Raw genomic sequence first — 22542 nt, 5'->3', positions numbered from 1 at the left:
AGGAATATTTTCTATATATTAATGATTGTAATATTAAAACAAGAAATAATAATGATAATTTTATACAAAAAAATGAGGGTATCTCAAAATGAACTTTTTAGTTCATTAAGCACTCTTTTTTGTATTAAATCAAATATATTTTTATCATTTCAACAATGAAAAAGAGGCTTATCTCTATTTTGATACAGCCTCGTTTTGATATTATAAATATCACTTTAAAAAAATTATTTATTTTTTCAGTTCTTTATAAGAACTATTTGATATATGTTCTTTTTTTATGACCTTTCCACTTGAATCTTTAAATATTCGATATGTAGAATACTTATTTTGCCCAGTTTGTTTTACTTCTATAGATATATTCGGTTTGTCACCAGAATTACCATAGATTACTGATGATACACTTCCTCCACCTGCATAATTTTTAATATATACAGGATGATTATATGGATTTTTAAACTTTAAGTTTAATCCCCCATCGCTCACAGTGGCATCTCTTCCTCTAGGTACATAAGTAGATGCGGATGAATGGTTTGTAACTTGAGTTATCTCCATCCCTGAAAGAAGAGCAGCATTATAAATTGTTGAAGATGTTTGGCAAACACCTCCTCCTGCTGCTTGTTCTAGCTTACCATAAACTATAACTGGTGCATCTTTATAACCATTTGCTTTATTACTAGGTCCTGTAAGTTTATTATATGAAAATTCTTCACCTGGCATTAATAATACATCACTAGTTTTTCTTGCTGATAGACCTACATTATACGACCTACCTTCTACGGCCTGAGAATAAGTAGTTGAGTATTGACCTATAACAGAATTCACAGCTTTTACTTGTTCAGTTGTTATATCTGGTTTTTGAAGATTTACTTTAAGTTCTAAAGATTTATGCTCTTTATTTTTTATCATATCATATATAGATTCTTTATTTGCTGCTAAATCAAACTCTCTTCCTACGACAGAGTCTGTGTAATTCAATCCTCCACTTCCAACACTAATAGATGCATTTTTCATTTTGACATTAATACTGTCTGCTATAGAAGATACTTTAGAACTAAGCTTTGCCTCATCATAACTGGATTCTATTTTTAGAGCTAGTTTATTTATTCTTATATCAATATATTTTTTTAAGTTTTGAAAGTAAGACCCTTTTTTTGTAGTCTCATATGCATTTTTCACAACTTCTTCTGTATTATATCTTAAATCAATATCTTTTGGAGATATCGTATATTTTTTCCCATCATAGCTAAGATTTAAATCTTCTGGAGTATACTTATCTGTTATAGCCTTTAATGCTTCTTGTTTAGTCATATCAGATACATTTACTCCTTCTATATACACATTTTTAGCGATTTTCCCATTATACAGAAATCTGTTATTAAAAAAATAAGTAAATCCTCCTGTAGCTACAACTAAAATTGCTAATACTATTATAATATTTCTCTTTTTTTCTTTTCCTAATCTTGAAACCCTTGTTGCACTTCTGCCCATAACTTCACCTCATTTTAACACTCTTAATTTTGCATGATAGAGTTTCCATTTCAAAACTACTTTAGATTATATTTGAATAGCTTTTTTTAAACAAGGAATTTAATCAAATGTAACTTTATTGTAAATTTATGTTTTATAATTAGTTTTATTTTTGATATTTTTTATTATATTTCTCATTATTCCTTAATAAAAAAATTGTTGATTTTATAATAATTAATTTTATTTATGTTGAAATTTAAATGTAACCTATCACAGGATAATGGTCAGACAAGTAAATTTTTTCTACTGTATATCCTTTTATTTCAGTATTTTTATTGACAAAAATGTAATCTATTCTAGAGTTTGATTTTTCAAATGTGGGTAAATAAGACTTGTTTAGTGAAATGGCCATATCATTAAACATACTTAAAAAGACATTTTTCTCATTGAAATCACCACACAAAACAACTGTCCCCACTAATCTGTTTCTATAGTCCATTATTTCGTCCAATTGTTTTGCTCTCTCCTGTCTATCAAGACCCAAGTGAGTATTTATTATATTTATAATTCTTCCATATGCATTTATAGTTATACAAAGTGCTCCCCGTTGCTCTTTTTTACTAGTTAAGAAAAAATGATTACTGTTTAGCATCTTAAATTTTGTAAATGTACAAATACCATATATCATATTTACTTTTTTTACATTTGTAGCAAAGACACCATCCATATTTAAAATAGCTTTTAAAGCTAAAAATTGAGGATATAATACTTCTTGCAAACAAATTACATCACAATCCAACTGTTTTAAATATAGTCCCATTTTAGTTAGAGTTAATCTATTATTTGAATCCATACCTTTATGAATATTGTAGGTTACTATTTTCATAATAATATCACCTCTTATGCAATATAATACTTATTAAAGTTTAAACTTATTTACTTTTCACTTAAACCATTACTTATCTTATAAAATCAAATACTTATAAACTTTATCACAAAAAAACCTAACTTAAGTATTTATATTCTACATAAGTTAGGTTTTATAAATTATTATAATATTTATTATTTCATCCATTTCTAATGATGATTCTCCTTTTTTATCTTTTTCAATTTGCCTTCACTAACAACAAATAAAAATCCCATCTTCTTGTATATTTCATCCAATTCAATTAAAGTTACTTCACCATTTTTTAAATTTGTTAATGTTATATCTTGTATTCTTCTTGATGGAATTATCATAAGTTATCAACACTCCTTTAAATTCTTTTTAATCTTTATATTTAAATATATTTATGCATTCTGATATATATTCATAAATTATTAAAATAAATTCAAAAAACACCCGTTCTGCAAACATTCGTTCTGTATATTTATTATACAGCATACAGACGTTCGATTCAATACAAAAATTAAATATATCTCGTTTTTAGTAAATTTTACAATATTATACACTGAATATGTCAAAATATCTTCTTGAAATAAATTATCTTGTCAAACAAAAAAAGCCATTTCAATAAAAGCTTATGCTTAAATTAAAATGACTTTTCTTACTTAAATTATTAATTTTATACCATATTTTTATTAAGCTAACATATGTAGTATTTGAGTTACCATAAGAGCACAATAAGTACCTATAATATTTCCTAAAAGCCCCATAAGTACACCTACTGGTATTAATACAGGATTATGAACCCCAGCAATCATAGGAGCTGTTGTTACCCCACCTATATTAGCTATACTTCCTACCTCACAGGTAAATAAATCAAGTTTAAATAGTTTTGCAAGCCCTATAAATGAAATCGCATGTACAAAAACTACTACTAATCCAAACATTATGTAAACAGGTGCTTCTGATAATCCAAAGAAATTTGCTTTACTACCTGTAGCTGCAAGAAGTACATACATAAACACATTTCCTACCAGTGTACTTCCCTTAAGCTTTGATACTTTTGTCATACCTAATAATATTGACACTGTAGATGCAACAAGTACTACCCACATAGTTTCATTAAGTATACCTGAAGTTGGAAGTATCTTAGATACAATTTGTGCGAAAGCTGCAACTCCAAACCCAACAGAAAGTAAAATCATAAGTTCTACAAATGTAGGTGATGTATTGTCACTATTTTCTTTTTCAAGTTTTGATGTAACCTCATCTATAAAACTTGTATCACACTTTGTCCATTTGTTAAATCTAGCTCCAAACTTTACAGACATTAGACAAATAGACATCCATACTGTATATCCTATAGAACCCATAAGTATCGCATAACTAAGACCTTCTTCTGCAACTCCTAGAGCATTAGCTGCTGCAATCATATTTGATGAGCCACCTATCCATGAACCAGATGCTGCTCCAAGAATTTTCCATGAATCTGCACCCATTGAGCCTTTAAAAATTATGAATGCTATAACAAATCCAAGCATAAATGTAAATGTAGCACAGAAAAATGATAATAACATTTTAGGCCCCATCTTTAATATTTTTCTTAAATCACATTGAATTAATAAGAACACCAACATTAATGGAAGGAAATTTACTGTTATTATATTTTGATACGTTCCAACATCTTCATTCTGTGCAAATAAACCAAATGATGCAAGTATAGCTGATCCTAAGTATATTAAAAGCATTGGATTAATAACATCAAATATCTTCCATTTCAATTTATCAACCATAAAGAAAATTATACCTACAAATACAACTAAGAAACTGCAATATACAAATCCATTCTCAATCACATTATACACATCCTCTCTTTTCCTAATTAATTTGATTTTTTATGATTCCTAAATAAAGACTTTTTTCAGATAATAGACAATTAAAATAAATATTTTTACCCAAATCATACTAATTAAATACATATATGACTAAATATTTACATATATTAATAAAGGTCTACAAATTAATTACTTTAGATATGAATAATCTGAATTTAAAATCTTTTTCAACAATTATTTTATTACTAAAATTTTTATTTGTAAAGATAATTAAACTAAATATTTTATTATTTATCTATTTTGTTTTGTATTTATTCCTATTAATTATTAAATCAAACTATTTTCACTTTAAATCTACATGATGTAAATTAAATTTATTTTATATACTTTTTTTTTAAATACATTTAGATTTTTTTCTTTCAATTTTAGTCTTCAGAACATTCGTATTTATGTTATAATTTGTATGAATATATTTATTTAGGAGGAAATAATATGAATTTAAATTTAACTAATACTATAAATTTAATGAAAAAATATTTGGATATTCCAAGCCCAGCTGGGTATACTGAAAATGCAGTTTTAGAAAGTAAAAAAGATTTTGAGGATTTAGGTCTTGATACTATTCTTACAAAAAAAGGTGCGCTTATAGCTACTCTTCCTGGTGAAGATGATTTAAATCAAATAACAATATCTGCACATATGGATACACTTGGAGCTATGGTAAAAGAAATATCATCTGATGGTACTCTTAAGTATCATAAAGTTGGTGGTGGATGTTGGAATGCTATAGAAGGAGAAAACTGCACTGTTATAACTAGAAAAGGTAAAAAAATTAGAGGAAGTGTTGTATTTAAATATGCTTCTACTCATATATATGGTCAAACAAAAGCTGCAACTGAAAGAAATGAAGAAACAATGATTATTAGACTTGATGAAAAAGTATTTACAAAGCAAGATGTATTAGATTTAGGAATAAATGTTGGGGATTTTGTGTGTCTAGACCATCGCTTTGAAGCTACAGAATCTGGTTTTATAAAATCTAGATATATAGATAATAAATCAGCTGTGGCAATGGTTCTTGAAATATGTAGATATTTTAAGGAAAATAATTTAACACCTAAGCATACTACTAACTTTTATATAAGTAATTATGAAGAAATTGGACATGGTGTGTCTAAATGTTTACCTGAAAAAACAAAAGAATTTGTAGCAATAGATATAGCACCTACTGGACCAAGTCAAACATCTAGTGAACATGGTGTAACTATAGTTGCAAAAGATAATTTATCATTATATGATTTTAATTTAAGAAACAAACTTGTCGATGTTGCACAAGACAATAATTTAGACTACGCTGTCGATGTATTTACTTTCTACGGTTCAGATGCTTCAGAAGCTATTCGTTGGGGAGAAGATGTTCAAATAGCATGTGTTGGTCCTGGAACAAACAATAGTCACCACTATGAAAGAACACATATAGAAGCTATTGAGAATACACTAAAACTACTTATAAATTATATGCTTAAAGAATAATTAATTATATATTTTATCAAAGTCAATTCTTAACAAATAACCAACTTTAATTTTTATTTTTATACAAAAATTGGTTTTTATATAGACTTAATTTCAATTTACTACTATTATATAAGTAGCTTCAATTTTCTTTAGTTAATTTTTATTATAATTTATATAAATTGTGTAAAAATTTTCTTTAGTTAATTGTTGTTAAATTAAATTTTTACAAGCTAAACCTACCAGAAAAGAGTTATCTAATCTGTAAGGAAATAGTTTAATATAGCACATTATACTTGTGTAATTAATGACTTTTCTTTTGTAGAAACTTTTCTTTACAAAGAAAAGTTTTTTGATTTTGGATTTGTTTAAGACATATTTTCTGAGTTAGGAGGATATTTATGAAAAAGGTTGCAGTTATAAGTGCTATTTTGGAAGAACCAAAAGAATGTCAGATTAAATTCAATGATGTTGTATCAGGTTTTAAAGGTATTATTAAAGGAAGAATGGGAATTCCTTGTGAAGAAGAAGGCGTATCAATCGTATGCATAGCAGTTGTTGGCGAAATGGACACTATTAATAGTTTGACTGGTAAATTGGGAAATATACCTCATGTATCTGTAAAAACTAGTATATCAAAAAAAGAAATTTAAGGTGGTGAGTACAAATGAGTCTAAATTCTACTCCACAATCAATAAGAGTACATATAGGTCTCTTTGGCAAAAGAAATGCAGGTAAATCTAGCATAATAAACGCTATAACAAATCAAAGTGCTGCAATAGTCTCAGATATTGCTGGAACTACTACAGACCCAGTATTTAGACCAATGGAAATCCTTCCTATAGGACCTTGCGTTCTTATAGATACTGCCGGTATTGATGACATTGGTGAACTTGGTGAACTTAGAATAAGTAAATCACTCGATGTTTTAGAAAAGACAGATATAGCTTTACTAGTAGTGGATTGCCAAATTGGTATATCAAAAGAAGATTTATCACTAATTGAAAAGTTTAATGATAAGAATATACCTCATATTTTAATTCTTAACAAGATTGATACAATTGAGAATCAATCAGAAATTTTGAACTTAGCTAAAAATAAAGTTAAATGTCCAGTTGTTTCTGTCTCATCAACAGATAAAATTGGGATTGAAGATTTAAAAAATGAAATAATAAGAGTTTTACCTAAAGATAGCACTGAATTCAGATTGGTATCAGATTTAATTGAGCCAAATGATTTAGTTGTTTTAGTTGTTCCAATAGATAAAGCAGCTCCAAAAGGTAGACTTATACTTCCTCAACAGCAAGTTATAAGAGATGTTTTGGATAATGGGGCAATTTCTATAGTTACAAAAGAAGATAGTTTAAAAGAAACTCTATCTAATTTAGGCAAAAAACCTAAGCTTGTTATTACTGACTCTCAAGTATTTCCACAAGTAGATAAAGATACTCCAAAAGATATTCCTCTTACATCTTTTTCTATATTATTTGCTAGACAAAAGGGAGACCTTAAAGAATTGATTAATGGTGCTTACGCTTTAGAAAATTTAAAAGATGGTGATAAAGTCTTGATGGCCGAAGGATGTACTCATCACAGACAGACTGATGATATTGGAACAGTAAAAATACCTAATATGATTAGAAAGAAAACTGGTAAAAATATTAGTTTTGAATTTAGTTCTGGAATATCATTCACTGAAGATATAAATAAATATGCCCTTGTAGTTCACTGTGGAGCTTGTATGATGAATAGAGCTGGAATGTTATCTAGAATTGAAAAGGCAAAATCTTTCAATGTACCTATTGTAAACTATGGTATCTTAATAGCATATGTAAAAGGTATTTTGGAAAGATCGCTTGAACTTTTCAATTACTAAAAATTTAACTATATTTAATAATTACATATTTGGAATATGACTAAGAATAAGATTAAATACTTTATAGATAAACTTTACAGCATTAATTCATTAAGTTTTGATGAACTACTATATTTAATAGAAAATATCGACAATGAAGAATATAACTTTGAACAAAATTTAAGAAACTATCTTTATAAACAAGCTAGCGACATGAGAAATAAACATTATGGAAATAGAGTCTACTTGAGAGGACTTATAGAACTTACAAACTATTGTAAAAACAATTGCTACTATTGTGGAATACAATCTTCCAATAAAAATATCATAAGATACAGGCTTTCACTTGATGAAATACTTGAATGTTGTGATATAGGTTATAAAATAGGATACAGAACATTTGTTTTGCAAGGTGGTGAAGATACATATTTTACTGATGATAAAATATGTGAAATTATTTCAAGCATAAAAAATAAATATGAGGATTGTGCCATAACCCTATCACTAGGAGAAAAGAGTTATGACTCGTATAAAAAATACTTTTCATGTGGTGCTGATAGATATCTTTTAAGACATGAAACTGCTACAGACAGTCATTATAAAAAATTACATCCGCCAAACATTAAGCTTAGTACTAGAAAAGAATGCCTAAAACACCTTAAGGAAATTGGTTATCAAGTAGGTGCTGGATTTATGGTCGATTCACCATTTCAGAGCAATGATGACCTTGTTCGTGACTTATTATACCTAAAAGAATTAAATCCTCATATGGTTGGAATAGGACCTTTTATTCCACACCATGATACAATATTTAAGGATTATAAACATGGAGATTTAGAAAAGACATTACTTATGCTTTCAATTACAAGACTTCTACTGCCAAAAGTTTTATTACCTGCTACAACAGCTCTTGCATCTATAAACCCTAGTGGTAGAAATGCAGGTCTTTTAGCTGGCTGTAATGTAATTATGCCAAACCTTTCTCCTCAAGAATTTAGAAAACAATATTCTCTTTACGATAACAAAGCCTTTACTGGTCAAGAAGCTTGTGAATATCACCAAAGTTTAGAAGAAAACATCAAGTCATTAGGACTTAAGGTCGACTATTCTCGCGGTGATAATATTGAATGGAGGCGTTTGTAAATGTTCATAAACCATGAACTTATTAATTCTTTATTAAAGGATGCAAAAAATTCAACTTATGATGATATTGAAAATGTACTTGATAAGGCTGATAAAAGGGAAAAACTTAGTTATAAAGATATAGCTATACTTCTTGAAGTAGAAGATAAAAAACAATTAGATAGATTATTTAGTATAGCTGGGCAAATAAAAAATGAAATATATGGTAATAGAGTGGTTTTATTTGCCCCTCTTTATGTATCAAACTACTGTGTGAATGAATGTGTTTACTGTGGTTTCAGTAAATGCAACAAATTTAAAAGAAAAAAACTTACTATGGACGAAATAAAAGAAGAGGTTAAAATATTAGAAAAAATGGGTCATAAAAGACTTGCTCTAGAAGCTGGTGAAGACCCTAAGAATTGTGATATAAATTATATCCTAGATTGCTTAGATGCAATTTATTCAACGTATAACGAAAATGGAAATATAAGAAGGGTAAACGTTAACATAGCGGCTACAAGTGTAGATGAGTATAAGTTACTAAAAGAAAAAGGAATAGGAACTTATATATTATTCCAAGAAACTTATCATAAGCCAACATTTATAAAAATGCATGGTCAATCTATAAAAAATGACTACTATTACCATTTAACAGCTTTTGACAGAGCTATGGAAGCTGGTGTTGATGATGTTGGTGCAGGAGTTTTATTTGGTTTATCTGACCCTAAATTTGAAGTTCTAGGGCTTATGATGCACAACGAGCACTTAGAGGAAAAATTTGGTGTAGGTTTCCATACTATATCTTTCCCTAGATTAAAAAAAGCTGAGGGCATGAGCTTAGAAGATTTTCCTCACTTAGTTTCTGATGATATGTTCAAAAAAATAGTAGCTATAACTAGATTAGCTGTTCCTTTTACTGGAATCATAATGTCCACTAGAGAAACTGCTGAAATGAGAAATGAATTGTTAAAATACGGTGTATCACAAATTAGTGCAGGTTCTCTAACAGGTGTTGGAGGATATAAAGCATACGAAGATGGTGACAATACAGAACAATTTGAAGTTGGAGACCATAGAAGCCCTGTAGAAGTGCTTAAAGAATTAATTACTGATGGATATATACCTAGCTATTGTACAGCTTGTTATCGCAAGGGTAGAACTGGCGATAGATTTATGAGCTTAGCTAAAAGTCGACAAATCCATAATGTCTGTACACCAAATGCTCTTACTACATTAAATGAATTTCTGATTGACTATGGAGATGAAGAACTTAAAACTATGGGCAAAAAACTTATCTCAGAGGAAATAGCTAAGATAGAAAGAGAAGATATAAGAAACATAGTATCTAACAATATGACTGCCTTAGAACGTGGAGAGAGAGATTTATACCTATAAAATTTTATTACTTATATATTATTTATTGTATATTCCATGGGTTAGTAGTAATATTATCTAAAGGGAAAGTTTAAGGGAGGGAGATTAACATTGAAAGATAACAACAATACCAATAAAACTATTCAATTTGGAGAAAAGAAAGCTATCCTGGAAAACAATATTCAAAAAAATAAAAACACCAAACTTGATAATACACATAAAGTCATTCCTTACCCTAAAAATAGAAAAAAGGATGGTAAAAAGAAAAGTAACAAGAAAAAGAATACAAACATCAAAAAATATAAAGTAAATAAAAATAGTTATGGGAATTCTTTTTTTAACAACAAATACAAGTATAAAAGAAAACCATATGTTATTGCTTTATACACAGTAATTTTTATTCTTTTGGCAATATTAATTATAACTAAATTAACAGATAATACGAACAAAGGTAACTATTCTCGTAATACTGTTTCTGATACTCACAAGAATGACACCCGAAACATGACCTTTAATGAATCAAATAATCTTCTTACTTGTGGGTAACTTAAAAGAGTTATCTCATTTCAGAAATTACTTTCTAAAACTGAGATAACTCTTATTTTTATTTAATATTTATTTTACCAACCTTGAGTTACTTCATATACTTCATCACCAATTCTACCATTTAAATAATCATCTATTGCAGAATCTATGATGCTCATTGCTTTATCTACTTGTTCTTTAGTTATTACCAAAGGAGGTTGTACTCTTAAAGTAGATTGCCCTAAGAATATCATTATTAAACCAGTTTGTATACATCTATAGCATATCTTAGTTGTAGCATCTGGATTTTTTTCGTTAGAACCTTTGCCTTTAACTATGTCAACTCCTATAGATAATCCCAGACCTCTTATTTCTCCAATTATATCGTATTTCTCTTTTAACTTTTCAAATCCCGCTTTAATATAATTTCCCATTTCTATACTCTTTTGAAGTAAGTTTTCTTTTTCAATTATCTCTATAGATTTTAAGGCAGCTACACATACTGTTGTATTTCCAGCTAAAGTAAATAGATGTGCTGGTGCATCAAGACTTTGCATTATCTCAGTTCTTCCAACAACTGCTCCTAAAGGTAATCCACCTCCAACAGATTTTCCAAGAACTATAAGGTCTGCCTCAACTCCAAAATTTTCTATACCAAACCACTTACCTGTTCTTCCCATACCTTGTTGTATTTCATCACTTATAAGCAATATTCCATTCTCTTTACATATTCTACTTAATCCCTGTACCCACTCTATTGGAGGCACTATTATTCCTGCATCTCCTGCTATTGGTTCTATAAATACTGCAGCTACTTCTTCTGCTGGTAGATAGTATTCAAAAGCATATTCTATCTCATCTAAACATTCTTTAGCTGTTCTATTTTTATCAGGGTAATGGAAGTGATAAACCTCTGATAACAATGGACCCATTTTTCTTCTCATATTTGTACTTAATGCAGATATAGATATAGCACCATAAGTACTTCCATGATAAGATTCACACATAGATATTATTTTTGTTCTTCCAGTATACCCTCTTGCTAGTTTTATAGCAGCATCTATACAAGCAGAACCGGTTGCACTGTATAGTACTTTTTTATCATTATCTCCAGGGGCTATTTCCACAAGCTTCTCAGCTAACTTTACAGGAGGATCACTATGGAAATATGCAAGTGTATATTGTGTGATATCATCCATTTGTTCTTTAACTGCCTGCGAGATTTCCTTATTACCATGACCTACATTCGCAGAACCTGCACTTGATAAAAAATCTACATATTCATTACCTTCATAATCATATAACATAGCACCATCACCTGATTTAAATGCTACTGGGTAGTAAGGTATTTTTTGAGTTTTAGCAACATACTTTTTTTCTTCTATACTTATCATTTGACTAGTTATTTCGCTCATTGGCAAATCATCCCCTCTTTAAATAAATTTATGTTTTAAAATTATTGCGATTTATAAAGATATTCTCATATAAAATTCTTTATATAATTAATGTTATTATCTTCGGCACAAATTGTCAATATATGTTTTTATAATTTTCAAAATATTTGTTATTCAGAAACAATATATTTTACTTTCATCAAATAAACATTATTTTTCAAAAAAATAAGGACTCTATTCTGTTTTTATAGAGTCCATTGAAAATTATCTTATAAATACCATTATTCTATTTTTTTATTAAATTTTATAATTATCTTTTATTCTCGTTAATAATCGTTTTAAAATACTCTAATTGCTCTTGTTGTTTTTTATGTTTTATATATGGAAAAGCTTTTATAACTCTTTTTTGTAAAATAACATTGGACTTTATACGGTCTAATTTACTGTTTATTGTATTTATTTTTTCTCTAGCTTCTAATTCATTATTATTTATTGTTTTAAATAAAGCTTGTATCTCTTCTCTATCAAATTTATCCAACTTTACATTTATATCATTAAGGTCTGAAATTATATCGTCTAGTAAGTTTAACTTTATATCTAACTTTTTAAGTGTCATAATAGTAACAATTAAATCAAGTATAGTCCAAAGTGTTGTAATCATAGCCATTGAAATTAATATTCTATATGGAATCATACCTACAAAATACTTTATAAATGGATGTATGAACTTTATTATTAAAACAGACATTATACCAAAGTATATTGCATTTTTTAAACATACTCTACCCTTTATATTGAATTTTCTGTCAGAATAATCCCACCATTTTGCATGAAATAAGGTTTCTAAAATAAATCCTGTAAAATACTCTAGTATTGTGGTTAAAATCATGCCTAATAGAAATACTATAATTATGTTATTAAATCTTCCCAATAGTGATATCACAATCACTGCTCCAAAACCATAAACAGGGCATATTGGACCATTTAAAAACCCTCTATTGATTATTCTTTTACTTGCTATGGAACATCCTATACTTTCTACTGCCCATCCTAAAAAAGAATATATAAAAAAGTATAAGATATACTTTATTATTTCCATAATTTATCTCTACTCCTTCACTAAGTTATCTTATTTTATGCATAATGTAAAAATAATTATAGAAATAGTTTTTTCGTTTTTTATATTTGTTATTCTTTTATTTCTGCCTAATTTTTTTAATATCATTAGGAAATAATTTATTCATATTTATGTAAATAGTAATTCCAATTATGTCACCTAATAAGTTTAAAATAATATCGTCTATATTACTACTTCCAAGAGCAAGAATATATTGTATTGATTCAAATCCTACACTAACAAGTATAATTGCTATAACTATAGTTTTTTATTAAAATTTTTAAATACTCTAGGGAAAAAATTCCCATGGGAATAAATATTCCTTAACTTTTAAGTAAAAATACAAAAAAGTCTACACTTAAATGTGCAGACTTTAACAAAGCTTCATACAAATACAATTTATTGAATAATGAACAATCTTAGTGTAGAAAAAACAATAACTAAAGTTAAAAGAAGCCTAGCATATAAAAAATTTTTCTCTTTCAACATAACTCCTGCGATTCCAAATATAAAAAATAGAAATGCAATAAATTTGCCAATAAGATTATTATTAGGATAATAGCTAAAAAGCATAAAACAAAGTACAAATGTAAGTACCCCTATTGCATTAAACACAATTTTATTAGATGCTATTTTTCCTTTGTTAAAAAAGAAAGAGAATATTGATACTAAATCTAAAAATAAAAATACATAAAACATTCCTTTTAAAACGTCCATTTTTATACCCCCTAAAAATTCTAATTATAATATCCAATTTATTTCACATGATTATCAATATACTCAATATTTTATAACATCAATACAATAATATTATAAATTTATATTATTAACGTATTACCTCATATTCATACATATTATAATCACATTCATACATATTTAAAAACTCATATGTTGATTTTGCATTTATATTTTCTTTTTCTACATATAATCTCATTCCAACAATGTTTTCATCTTTATCGCATATATTCTTTATATAATTAAATAAATAATTAAAGATACCTTTTCTTCTATATTCCTTCTCTACATATACACTCTGAATCCAAAGGAAATTTCCATTTCTCCAGTCGCTCCACTCATATGTATACATAATCTGGGCAACAACTTTATCAAATACTGTATATACATAATATTTTCCTTTTCTCTCATCTAACAATAATGCTTTTACACCTTTAGTCAGTATATTCATATCAAGCTCTTTTCCTTCAGTTTCTCTAGCTAAATTATAATTAAATTTTGCTATTACATCCAAATCATCCATACGAGCTTCTCTTATCTCTATTAATTCTTCATTTTCATATAGCTCTATGTAATCCTTTTGTTGTTCCATATTTATTCCCCCATATCTATTTTATCTATTGATGTTTTTTATACAATATATTTATAGAGTTTTTTCTATCTTCATAAATGCATAGTCAAGTGTAGCTTCTAAATTTCCATTATTCTTTCCGCCACCTTGAGCTAATACCTTACTTCCTCCACCTTTACCATCTATAAGACTTATTGCATCCTTTAATAAAACTCCCATATTAATATCTTTTAAATTTTTAGAACATGCAAAAACTAAATTTATTTTATCTTCAAATTTAACAGCTAATAATGCAATATTATCTTCATCTTCTGTAATTTTATTTGCTATCTTATTTACATATTTCAAATCTTCATCTTCATAAATTTTTTTAATAACTGCGATATTACCAATCTTATTTGCATTTTCAATCATTTCTTTAACCTGATATGTAGCTACTACTTCTTCAAGTCTCCTTTTTTTACTTAGAGCCTCTTCTACTTTACTATTTAGATTTACGATACCATTTATAGCATCTTCTTCACTACAACTCAAATATCTGCATATTTTAGTTAAATATACATCCCTTTTTAATACTTCATCCACTGCCCTTTTACCTGCCAAAAATTCTATCCTTGTACTCGATTTATGTTTTTCCCATTTCTTTATTTTTATCATTCTCAATTCACCAGTTGATTTTGGGTGTACTCCACAACATGCATTCGTGTCTAAATCCCCTATTTTTACTACTCTTATTTCTTCATCAGTATTTGGCAAATCACGTCTTAACCAAATCTTTTTCAATTCTTTTTTCGTTGGAAGTAATGTCTCTACTTGTATATTCTGACGAATAATTTCATTAGAAAGCAACTCTATCTCTCTAATTTTATCCTCATCTAAATTTCCTTCTATATCTACTGTACTATACTCACTTCCTAGATGAAAACCTGTTGTATTTGCATTGAAAGTCTTAAAAAAACATCCTGATAATACATGTTGTCCAAAGTGTTGATGCATACCATCTTCTCTTCTATCCCAATCAATACTACATTTTACCCTATGTATCTTTATTGGTTTTTTATCTAATACATGGTATACTTTTTTTCCCTCTTCATATACACTTATTACATCATAGTTGTCTATTTTTCCTAAGTCTGCAAACTGACCTCCTCCACCAGGGAAAAACGCTGTCTTATCTAATAAAACATGAAACTTATTTTCTACTTCTCTTATTTCAACTATTTCTGCTGTAAAATCTTTTATATACTGGTCTGTATAGTATAACTTTTCCATTATAACTCTATCTCCATTTCCTTAGTTCTAAACTACTTTAATTTTTTAATATATAAATCTTAATCTAACTTTAATTTAAGTGAACTAAAATAGAACTCATCCTATTCTTCACTAACAATCTTATACTATATTTTAACATATAGATATTAATGTTAACAAATTTATAATCGTATATTATTTCGATATTTTACAAATGTACATACTTATACGTTTTCTTACAACATAAAAAATGTATTGAAACAGATTAAACTTGCAAACTAAATTTAATCTGTTTTACTAATCTCGTCTATTATTAATAATTTTGAAATATACATTACTTTTATAATATTAAATTTTCTAAATATCAATAAAATAATACTTATTAATAATTTTTAGTATGTGTTTATTCCCTTAATATTCATTAGTATAATGTATATTAACATTGCTTTTTTAAAAATTTTAGTATAAAATCATATTAAATAAATTTTCTGAAATAATAGAATATTAAAACACATAAAAAACAGTAACTAATATTTTATAAAACTTTATAAGAAAATTATAAAAACATAAAGTATTTATATAAATTTATAGAGTTTATACGCTATCTTTTTATAATATATAATATTCTTATAAATGTATCGTTATTTTAAGGGGAGTGATTTAAAATGGCAATAAAGCCAAGAAAAATATCTATTGTAGGTTCAGGACATGTTGGTTCTCATTGTGGATTCAGTTTAATAACGCAAGGAGTTTGTGATGAACTCTTTATGATTGATATAGATGAATCTAAGGCAAAAGCTCAAGCTTTAGATTTAGCTGATGCAGTTTCATATCTGCCACATAAAATACATATAGAAAAAGGAACTTTTGCCGATTGTAAAGATTCTGACATAGTAATAATAAGTGTTGCAGACTCTTCAGAAGGACCTTTACGTAGACAAAACACAACTAGATTAGACTTACTAAGACCAACCATTGGAATGATAAAATCTATAATAAAACCTATAGTTGATTCTGGTTTTGATGGTATATTTGTAGTCATATCTAATCCTGTTGATGTAGTTACAAATTATATTTGGGAAAAATCTGGCTTTCCTAAAAATAAAGTTATTGGAACTGGTACAGCTCTAGATTCAACAAGACTTAGAAGACTTTTATCTGAAGAAACTAAAATAGCTCAACAATCAATTCAAGCTTATTCTATGGGTGAACATGGAGATTCTCAAATGGTTCCTTGGTCTCATGTTTCAATTGGTGGTAAGCCAATCTTGGACATGATAAAGGATAATCCAAATACTTATAGCAATTTAGACTTACAATCAATAGTTGAAAAAAATAAAAAAACAGGAATAAGTATAATAAATGGTAAAGATTGTACAGAATTTGGGATAGGTACTGCTTTAGTAGAAATTGTAAAAGCTATACTACACAATGAGAAAAAAGTTCTGCCAGTTTCTACATTATTGGAAGGTCAATATAATGAAAGAAGATTATTTTTTGCACTAAAAGCAGGTAAATTGCTCATAACAAAAAACTTTTAACCAAGTTAAGTTTAAATCATTTATACCTGCTTTTAACTTTAATACCAAAATATCAACCTATTTTTTACCATCAAATTTTATAACTTTACTTTTTTTATTTATATTTTTAGATAAGAATCCTTTTTTTAATCCCATCAATAATTCTAAGTCTTCTGTATAAAGATTTATTCCAAATTCCTCTAAACTTGATACTATACTATTTACACTCATTATTTTATTTTCTATCAATAATTCAACTGCTCTTTTTAAATACGTTGGGCTTGAACCCTTCATTTTATCTAGTGGTTCTTCTCTTAACCATCCCTTTTTATCCATCTCATTCAAAAGATAATTGTATTTTTTGTAATTTATTTTGCCTAGATTATACGCTCTAAAAATCATAGCAGATATAGGCACAATCCACTTTTTCTTTAGTTCTACATAGTAGTCCAAATCTTCTGGATGAATCAAATCTTCTAAAAAACTTTCTTTTGGCAATAAAAATGCACAAGCATACTCATCTTCTGAAAATTGCTTACTTGGTATTCTTAATTCACTTGCTATTATATAACCAAGCTCATATGCCAAATTATAATTTCTAATTGATGCTGACTTTTTATCATTACCAAGAGATATTAGATATTTAACTTCTTTATTAATTCTCTGTTTTTGAGTAAAAATTGTTGCCCCTTTTCTGTCTACATTCATACCTGATATTATAATTCCTTTAGACTCTAACAGATTTACCATATTTACTATTGGACTATTATTTAAATCCCAAAATTCTCTAGTCCTACATGCAAGAGATTCTATATCATTTATATTAATATCTGACATTATTTTTTTATTTGGCAAATTTTCTTTTGGAAACTTAATATAACTTTCCATAAACGAATATATTTTATGGATTATAATTATTTTTTCCCTGTAAGAAATTTCTTCTACTCTAGGTAGCTTAGATTGAGGATTAAAGTGGCTATCCTCTACAACTACATTTATATTTTCGTTTCTATAAAAATACTCTTTTGGTAAATTTAATATATTAGATAATTTTAATGTATTTTCCATATTTGGAACATACTTATTTTCTTCAAAAGCTTTTAAATCCTTTTTATTTATTTTAGTTTCATTAGATAATTGTTCTATCGTCTTTGCTCTAAATATTCTAGCTGATTTTAATCTCTTTCCATTAAATTCTTTTAAATTCATTTATTTTCTCTCTTTCAAAATTAAATTCTTAATCTATTGATATAAATTATAAGATTACAATTAATAATTTATCATATTATTGACAAAAAAACAAAAGGTGAAAATATTTTCTTATATTTTCACCCTTTGCTAAGTTTACAATAAATAGTTCTAATTACTTAAAAAGTTTTAGATATTCTCCATATCCTAACGCTTCCATATCTTCTTTAGGTATAAATCTAAGAGAAGCAGAATTTATACAATATCTTAATCCTCCAAGTTCTTTTGGTCCATCATCAAATACATGACCTAAATGAGAATTTCCTTTAGCACTTCTTACCTCAATTCTATACATACCTTGTGAGAAATCACTTCTCTCAATGATAGATTTATCTATAACGGGCTTTGAAAAACTTGGCCACCCACATCCAGCATCAAATTTATCTTTTGAAGAAAATAAAACTTCTCCACTTACAATATCAACATAAATTCCTTCTTTGTCATTATCATAGTATTCATTTTCAAAAGGTACCTCTGTCATATCATTTTGAGTGACTTCAAATTGTATAGGAGTTAAAATCTTTTTTAACTCTTCCCTGTTTATATTGTTTCCATCCCAGTGACTTTTTACAAAATTATATCTACCCGACCCTTTATAATACATATTATAGTTTAATGGTCTTTTTTTATAATAATCCTGATGATTTTCTTCTGCTTCATAGAATTTAGTTGCTGGAATTATATCAGTGACTATTTTACTATCAAATATTTTACTATTTTCCAAATGTTCTTTTGACTTTAAAGCTATATTCTTTTGTTCTTCATCATGATAGAATATGGCAGTCTTATATTGAGTTCCCCTGTCACCAAATTGTCCACCATCATCTGTAGGATTAATCTGTTTCCAAAATATATTCAGGAGCTCATCATAACTTATTATATCATCATCATAAGTTATTTGAATAGCTTCAACATGACCAGTTGTTCCCGAACATACATCTTGATATGTAGGATTTTCAATATGACCGCCTGTATATCCAGAAATTACCTTAATAACTCCATCATACTTATTAAAAGGTTTTACCATACACCAAAAACATCCACCTGCAAAAGTAGCAAGTTTTATCATTTTCATCACTCCTTAAATAAAGTATACTTTATTTATTCCCTAAGAAGTAATTTAATAATCTGTATTTTATTATTTTTACCTAATCAATTAAATAATGTGTACAAATATAATAGCAAATTGAATCTAATTTCTATAAAAATCCTTTTTATTTATCCATCCAAAAGCATCTTTTATATCACAATGTTCTCCTAAAGATGTCAAATATTCTAATGCGTCACAATCATCCATAGCTACATCTTTTTCCATCTTAGGATTTAGTCTATAGTAATTATCTCCAAGAAGTTTTTGAGAAAACAACTGACTCATTTGAGAATTCCCTTCTAATGTAATAGATATAATTGGTAAATCGGGTTCTTTATTAATTATCCAGTCAATAGCTCCCCATTCAGTAGTATCTGCCTTTATGCTATTATATACATATCCAGTTCCTATCGAAAAAAGTCTTGTATTTTTAAGCTTAAGTCCACTGTCAATAGCATGAATTATACACGCTAAACTTGGGTCAGTTGCTATTATTCCTCCATCAACATGGCAATTATATGTTGGAAAAAACACTGGAGCAGCACTACTTGCCATCGCTACATCTACAACTTTACTAGTCTTTGTAAGAGAATTTGGCATATTGTTATAAAATACTGGTTTCCATGAACTTTCTTCATTTCCTAGATAAAAACTTGGTATCATTACTAATTTATTTAAATCTTTTAATTCTAGTTCCTCTGGAAATATACTCAGTAAAATTTCTTTTAAGTTTTTGTTTTCATACTTTGGTCTAAGTATTTCTTTATAACTTTTATTAAAAATATGCTTTGAATTTTCGATTGAATAAAATTCTTTTATCTCTTTAGGGCTTACACCATATGCAAGCCCTAATGCAATTAGACTTCCTGTAGATGTACCTCCAAACATATTTATATTATTTAATAGGTTTGGATACTCTTTTACTATCCTCTCAAGTATGGATATACTCAATGCTCCTTTTAATCCACCACCATCAAATGCCAATATATTAAAATTAGAATTTTTCATATATATATACCCCCACATAAACCACCTTATACATTTTAAATTTTAGTCAAAATAATTTCACTATAGTATAATAGTATATATATTTTATGCAAATTACATATTACAATGTTCCTATTTTAATATTTAAGTTCTATGCAAACTGGTAATACTTAAAATAAAACTTATAAGGTATTATATATCTAAGTATTATAAATTTAATGCAAAGCTTCTTGAAAAGAATATCTAAAAGCAGGTTTATTTTTCAATTATTACAAAAAAATAAATAAGGAGTTATCTGAAAATTGATTTTTCTAATCAGATTTTAAGTTCAACTCCTTATTTTAATTACATCTATACTTAAAAATATTTTAACTATAAATATATTTATTTTTAGATATAGTTATCTTCTTTACCCTAAAATCTTTTTCATATCTTCTTCAGGAGTAGATATAGGTGTCAATGCAAATTTATCTACCAATATATCTAATACATTTTTAGATAAAAATGCTGGTAAAGAAGGACCTATATAGATATTTTTGATACCTAAATGAAGCAATGTAAGAAGTATACAAACAGCTTTCTGTTCATACCATGATAGTACCATGCTAAGAGGTAAATCATTTACTCCACATTCAAAAGCATTTGCCAATGAAACTGCCACTTTGATTGCACTATAAGCATCATTACATTGTCCCATATCCATTAAACGAGGTAAACCACCTATCTCTCCAAGGTCTAAATCATTAAATCTATATTTTCCACATGCAAGTGTCAATATAACAGTATCTTTAGGAGCTTGCTTTACAAATTCAGTGTAATAATTTCTTCCAGGTTTTGCACCATCACAACCTCCAACCAATAAAAAGTGTCTTATATCTCCACTCTTTACAGCATCTACTACTTTGTCTTGTACAGATGAAACTGTACCCCTTGCAAAACCAGTAGTTAATGTATCCCCTCCATTAATACCAGTCATATGAATATCTTCTTTATATCCTCCAAGTTCAAGAGATTTTTCTATTACACTAGAAAAATCTTTATCTTCATCAATATGAACCATACCTGGATAAGCAACTACTTCTGTAGTAAATACTCTATCTCTATAACTATTTTTAACAGGCATTAAACAATTTGTTGTAAATAGTATTGGAGCAGGAATATTATCAAACTCTTTCTGTTGATTTTGCCATGCTGTACCAAAGTTACCTTTTAGATGTTTATATTCTTTTAATTTTGGATATGCATGTGCTGGTAATAACTCACCATGAGTATATATATTTATACCTTTATCTTTTGTTTGTTCTAATAATTTGTGTAAATCATAAAGGTCATGTCCTGTAACTACGATAAATGGTCCTTTTTCGATTTTCATAGGTACCTGAGTTGGTTCTGGTGTTCCATAAGTTTCAGTATTTGCTCTATCAAGTAATTCCATACATTTTAAGTTTATTTCTCCAGTTTTCATAACCAAGCCTAAAAGCTCGTCAATAGATAAGTCCCCTCCAACTGCTATTAATCCTTCATAGAAAAATTCATTTACGTATTTGTCTGTATAACCAAGTACCATTGCATGATATGCATAGGCAGCCATACCTCTTAATCCAAATAAGATTAATGATTTTAGGGAACGTATATCTTCATTATCATTCCACAAATCCTTCATATCATAGTTATCATTTCTATTACAAGTTGTTGAACAATCTGAACATCTAGGTACAAGTTTATTTTTTTCTATCTCAGTTTTTTCAATTTGTCTTTTTATAGCTTCATCATCAAAACTTACATTTGTTATAGTAGTAAATAATCCCTCTATCATAACTTTATCTGTTTCACTTGTTGGTCTATTCTTATTTCCAATAGTTGCTCTTGAAAGACCAATCAACACCCCTGTAAGTTCATCTTGTAAGTTAGCTGTACCCCCTTTTTTACCACAAACTCCGTTTATAGTACAACCTTTACCTCCTGCTGTTTGTTCACATTGAAAACAAAACATTTTTTCCATTTTTTATTCCTCCCTTTTTATTTATTAAAATTTATTAGACTTTTCTGT

At 27.7% G+C, this 22542-nt stretch carries 21 protein-coding genes; 7 read left to right on the top strand and 14 right to left on the bottom strand.

The genetic code is table 11. From position 1 onward, the window contains the following. Positions 1-228: 228 nt before the first annotated feature. From IR152_RS01735 to IR152_RS01720, 4 genes are all read right to left on the bottom strand, one after another. Positions 229-1488, bottom strand: coding sequence for a VanW family protein (locus IR152_RS01735; RefSeq protein WP_227450110.1), 1260 nt, complete (start codon positions 1486-1488; stop codon positions 229-231). A 235-nt stretch (positions 1489-1723) separates the two neighbouring features. Beyond that, positions 1724-2353 (bottom strand): endonuclease/exonuclease/phosphatase family protein, encoded by a 630-nt coding sequence (locus tag IR152_RS01730; protein WP_227450109.1) that lies wholly within the window; start codon positions 2351-2353, stop codon positions 1724-1726. A gap of 191 nt (positions 2354-2544) precedes the next feature. Beyond that, on the bottom strand, positions 2545-2706 hold the full coding sequence (locus IR152_RS01725; protein ID WP_003424559.1) for a hypothetical protein: 162 nt from the start codon (positions 2704-2706) through the stop codon (positions 2545-2547). 342 nt (positions 2707-3048) lie between these two features. Continuing rightward, entirely contained in the window at positions 3049-4209 is a 1161-nt protein-coding gene (locus IR152_RS01720) for a DUF819 domain-containing protein (RefSeq protein ID WP_227450108.1), read from the bottom strand. A gap of 471 nt (positions 4210-4680) precedes the next feature. Here IR152_RS01720 and IR152_RS01715 point away from each other — a divergent pair, with 471 nt between their 5' ends. From IR152_RS01715 to IR152_RS01690, 6 genes are all read left to right on the top strand, one after another. Next, a complete protein-coding gene (locus IR152_RS01715; RefSeq protein WP_227450107.1) occupies positions 4681-5721 on the top strand; it encodes a M42 family metallopeptidase in 1041 nt (346 codons plus the stop codon). A gap of 380 nt (positions 5722-6101) precedes the next feature. Further along, positions 6102-6353: a TM1266 family iron-only hydrogenase system putative regulator gene (locus IR152_RS01710; protein WP_227450106.1), complete on the top strand. Its 252-nt coding sequence runs from the start codon at positions 6102-6104 to the stop codon at positions 6351-6353. Between the two features lie 14 nt (positions 6354-6367). Continuing rightward, the gene (hydF, locus tag IR152_RS01705) at positions 6368-7576 is read left to right on the top strand and encodes a [FeFe] hydrogenase H-cluster maturation GTPase HydF (RefSeq protein WP_227450105.1); all 1209 of its coding nucleotides are present in this window, start codon (positions 6368-6370) and stop codon (positions 7574-7576) included. Positions 7577-7612: 36 nt separating this feature from the next. After that, positions 7613-8698 (top strand): [FeFe] hydrogenase H-cluster radical SAM maturase HydE, encoded by a 1086-nt coding sequence (gene hydE, locus IR152_RS01700; RefSeq protein WP_227450104.1) that lies wholly within the window; start codon positions 7613-7615, stop codon positions 8696-8698. Then, positions 8699-10075, top strand: coding sequence for a [FeFe] hydrogenase H-cluster radical SAM maturase HydG (gene hydG / locus IR152_RS01695; protein ID WP_227450103.1), 1377 nt, complete (start codon positions 8699-8701; stop codon positions 10073-10075). A 90-nt stretch (positions 10076-10165) separates the two neighbouring features. Continuing rightward, positions 10166-10600, top strand: coding sequence for a hypothetical protein (locus IR152_RS01690; protein WP_227450102.1), 435 nt, complete (start codon positions 10166-10168; stop codon positions 10598-10600). 74 nt (positions 10601-10674) lie between these two features. On the opposite strand, the gene IR152_RS01685 is transcribed toward IR152_RS01690, so the two are convergent. The 6 genes from IR152_RS01685 to IR152_RS01660 all read right to left on the bottom strand — a co-directional run bounded on the left by IR152_RS01685 (position 10675) and on the right by IR152_RS01660 (position 15668). Further along, on the bottom strand, positions 10675-11994 hold the full coding sequence (locus IR152_RS01685; RefSeq protein WP_227450101.1) for an aminotransferase class III-fold pyridoxal phosphate-dependent enzyme: 1320 nt from the start codon (positions 11992-11994) through the stop codon (positions 10675-10677). 289 nt (positions 11995-12283) lie between these two features. Next, on the bottom strand, positions 12284-13072 hold the full coding sequence (locus IR152_RS01680; RefSeq protein ID WP_227450100.1) for a putative ABC transporter permease: 789 nt from the start codon (positions 13070-13072) through the stop codon (positions 12284-12286). 97 nt (positions 13073-13169) lie between these two features. Next, positions 13170-13301 carry a hypothetical protein gene (locus IR152_RS01675; protein WP_311315419.1) on the bottom strand — a complete coding sequence of 44 codons (132 nt, stop codon included), beginning with the start codon at positions 13299-13301 and terminating at the stop codon, positions 13170-13172. A gap of 188 nt (positions 13302-13489) precedes the next feature. Next, on the bottom strand, positions 13490-13807 hold the full coding sequence (locus IR152_RS01670) for a hypothetical protein (RefSeq protein WP_227450099.1): 318 nt from the start codon (positions 13805-13807) through the stop codon (positions 13490-13492). A gap of 109 nt (positions 13808-13916) precedes the next feature. Next, positions 13917-14417 (bottom strand): GNAT family N-acetyltransferase, encoded by a 501-nt coding sequence (locus IR152_RS01665; RefSeq protein ID WP_227450098.1) that lies wholly within the window; start codon positions 14415-14417, stop codon positions 13917-13919. 51 nt (positions 14418-14468) lie between these two features. Next, entirely contained in the window at positions 14469-15668 is a 1200-nt protein-coding gene (locus tag IR152_RS01660) for an alanyl-tRNA editing protein (RefSeq protein ID WP_227450097.1), read from the bottom strand. 644 nt (positions 15669-16312) lie between these two features. Here IR152_RS01660 and IR152_RS01655 point away from each other — a divergent pair. After that, positions 16313-17188, top strand: a complete 876-nt coding sequence (locus IR152_RS01655) for an L-lactate dehydrogenase (RefSeq protein ID WP_227450096.1) — start codon at positions 16313-16315, stop codon at positions 17186-17188. Between the two features lie 57 nt (positions 17189-17245). On the opposite strand, the gene IR152_RS01650 is transcribed toward IR152_RS01655, so the two are convergent. The 4 genes from IR152_RS01650 to hcp form a co-directional block, all read right to left on the bottom strand. Then, a complete protein-coding gene (locus IR152_RS01650; RefSeq protein WP_227450095.1) occupies positions 17246-18376 on the bottom strand; it encodes a helix-turn-helix domain-containing protein in 1131 nt (376 codons plus the stop codon). A gap of 154 nt (positions 18377-18530) precedes the next feature. Continuing rightward, a complete protein-coding gene (gene msrA, locus IR152_RS01645) occupies positions 18531-19484 on the bottom strand; it encodes a peptide-methionine (S)-S-oxide reductase MsrA (RefSeq protein ID WP_227450094.1) in 954 nt (317 codons plus the stop codon). A gap of 123 nt (positions 19485-19607) precedes the next feature. Further along, positions 19608-20513, bottom strand: coding sequence for a patatin-like phospholipase family protein (locus tag IR152_RS01640; RefSeq protein ID WP_227450093.1), 906 nt, complete (start codon positions 20511-20513; stop codon positions 19608-19610). 388 nt (positions 20514-20901) lie between these two features. Next, positions 20902-22494, bottom strand: a complete 1593-nt coding sequence (gene hcp, locus IR152_RS01635) for a hydroxylamine reductase (protein ID WP_227450092.1) — start codon at positions 22492-22494, stop codon at positions 20902-20904. Positions 22495-22542: the final 48 nt, after the last annotated feature.

Source organism: Clostridioides sp. ES-S-0108-01, assembly GCF_020662285.1.
Taxonomy (GTDB): domain Bacteria; phylum Bacillota; class Clostridia; order Peptostreptococcales; family Peptostreptococcaceae; genus Clostridioides.
Note: the sequence above shows the minus strand (reverse complement) of the source record. Positions and strands in the feature narration are given on the sequence as shown.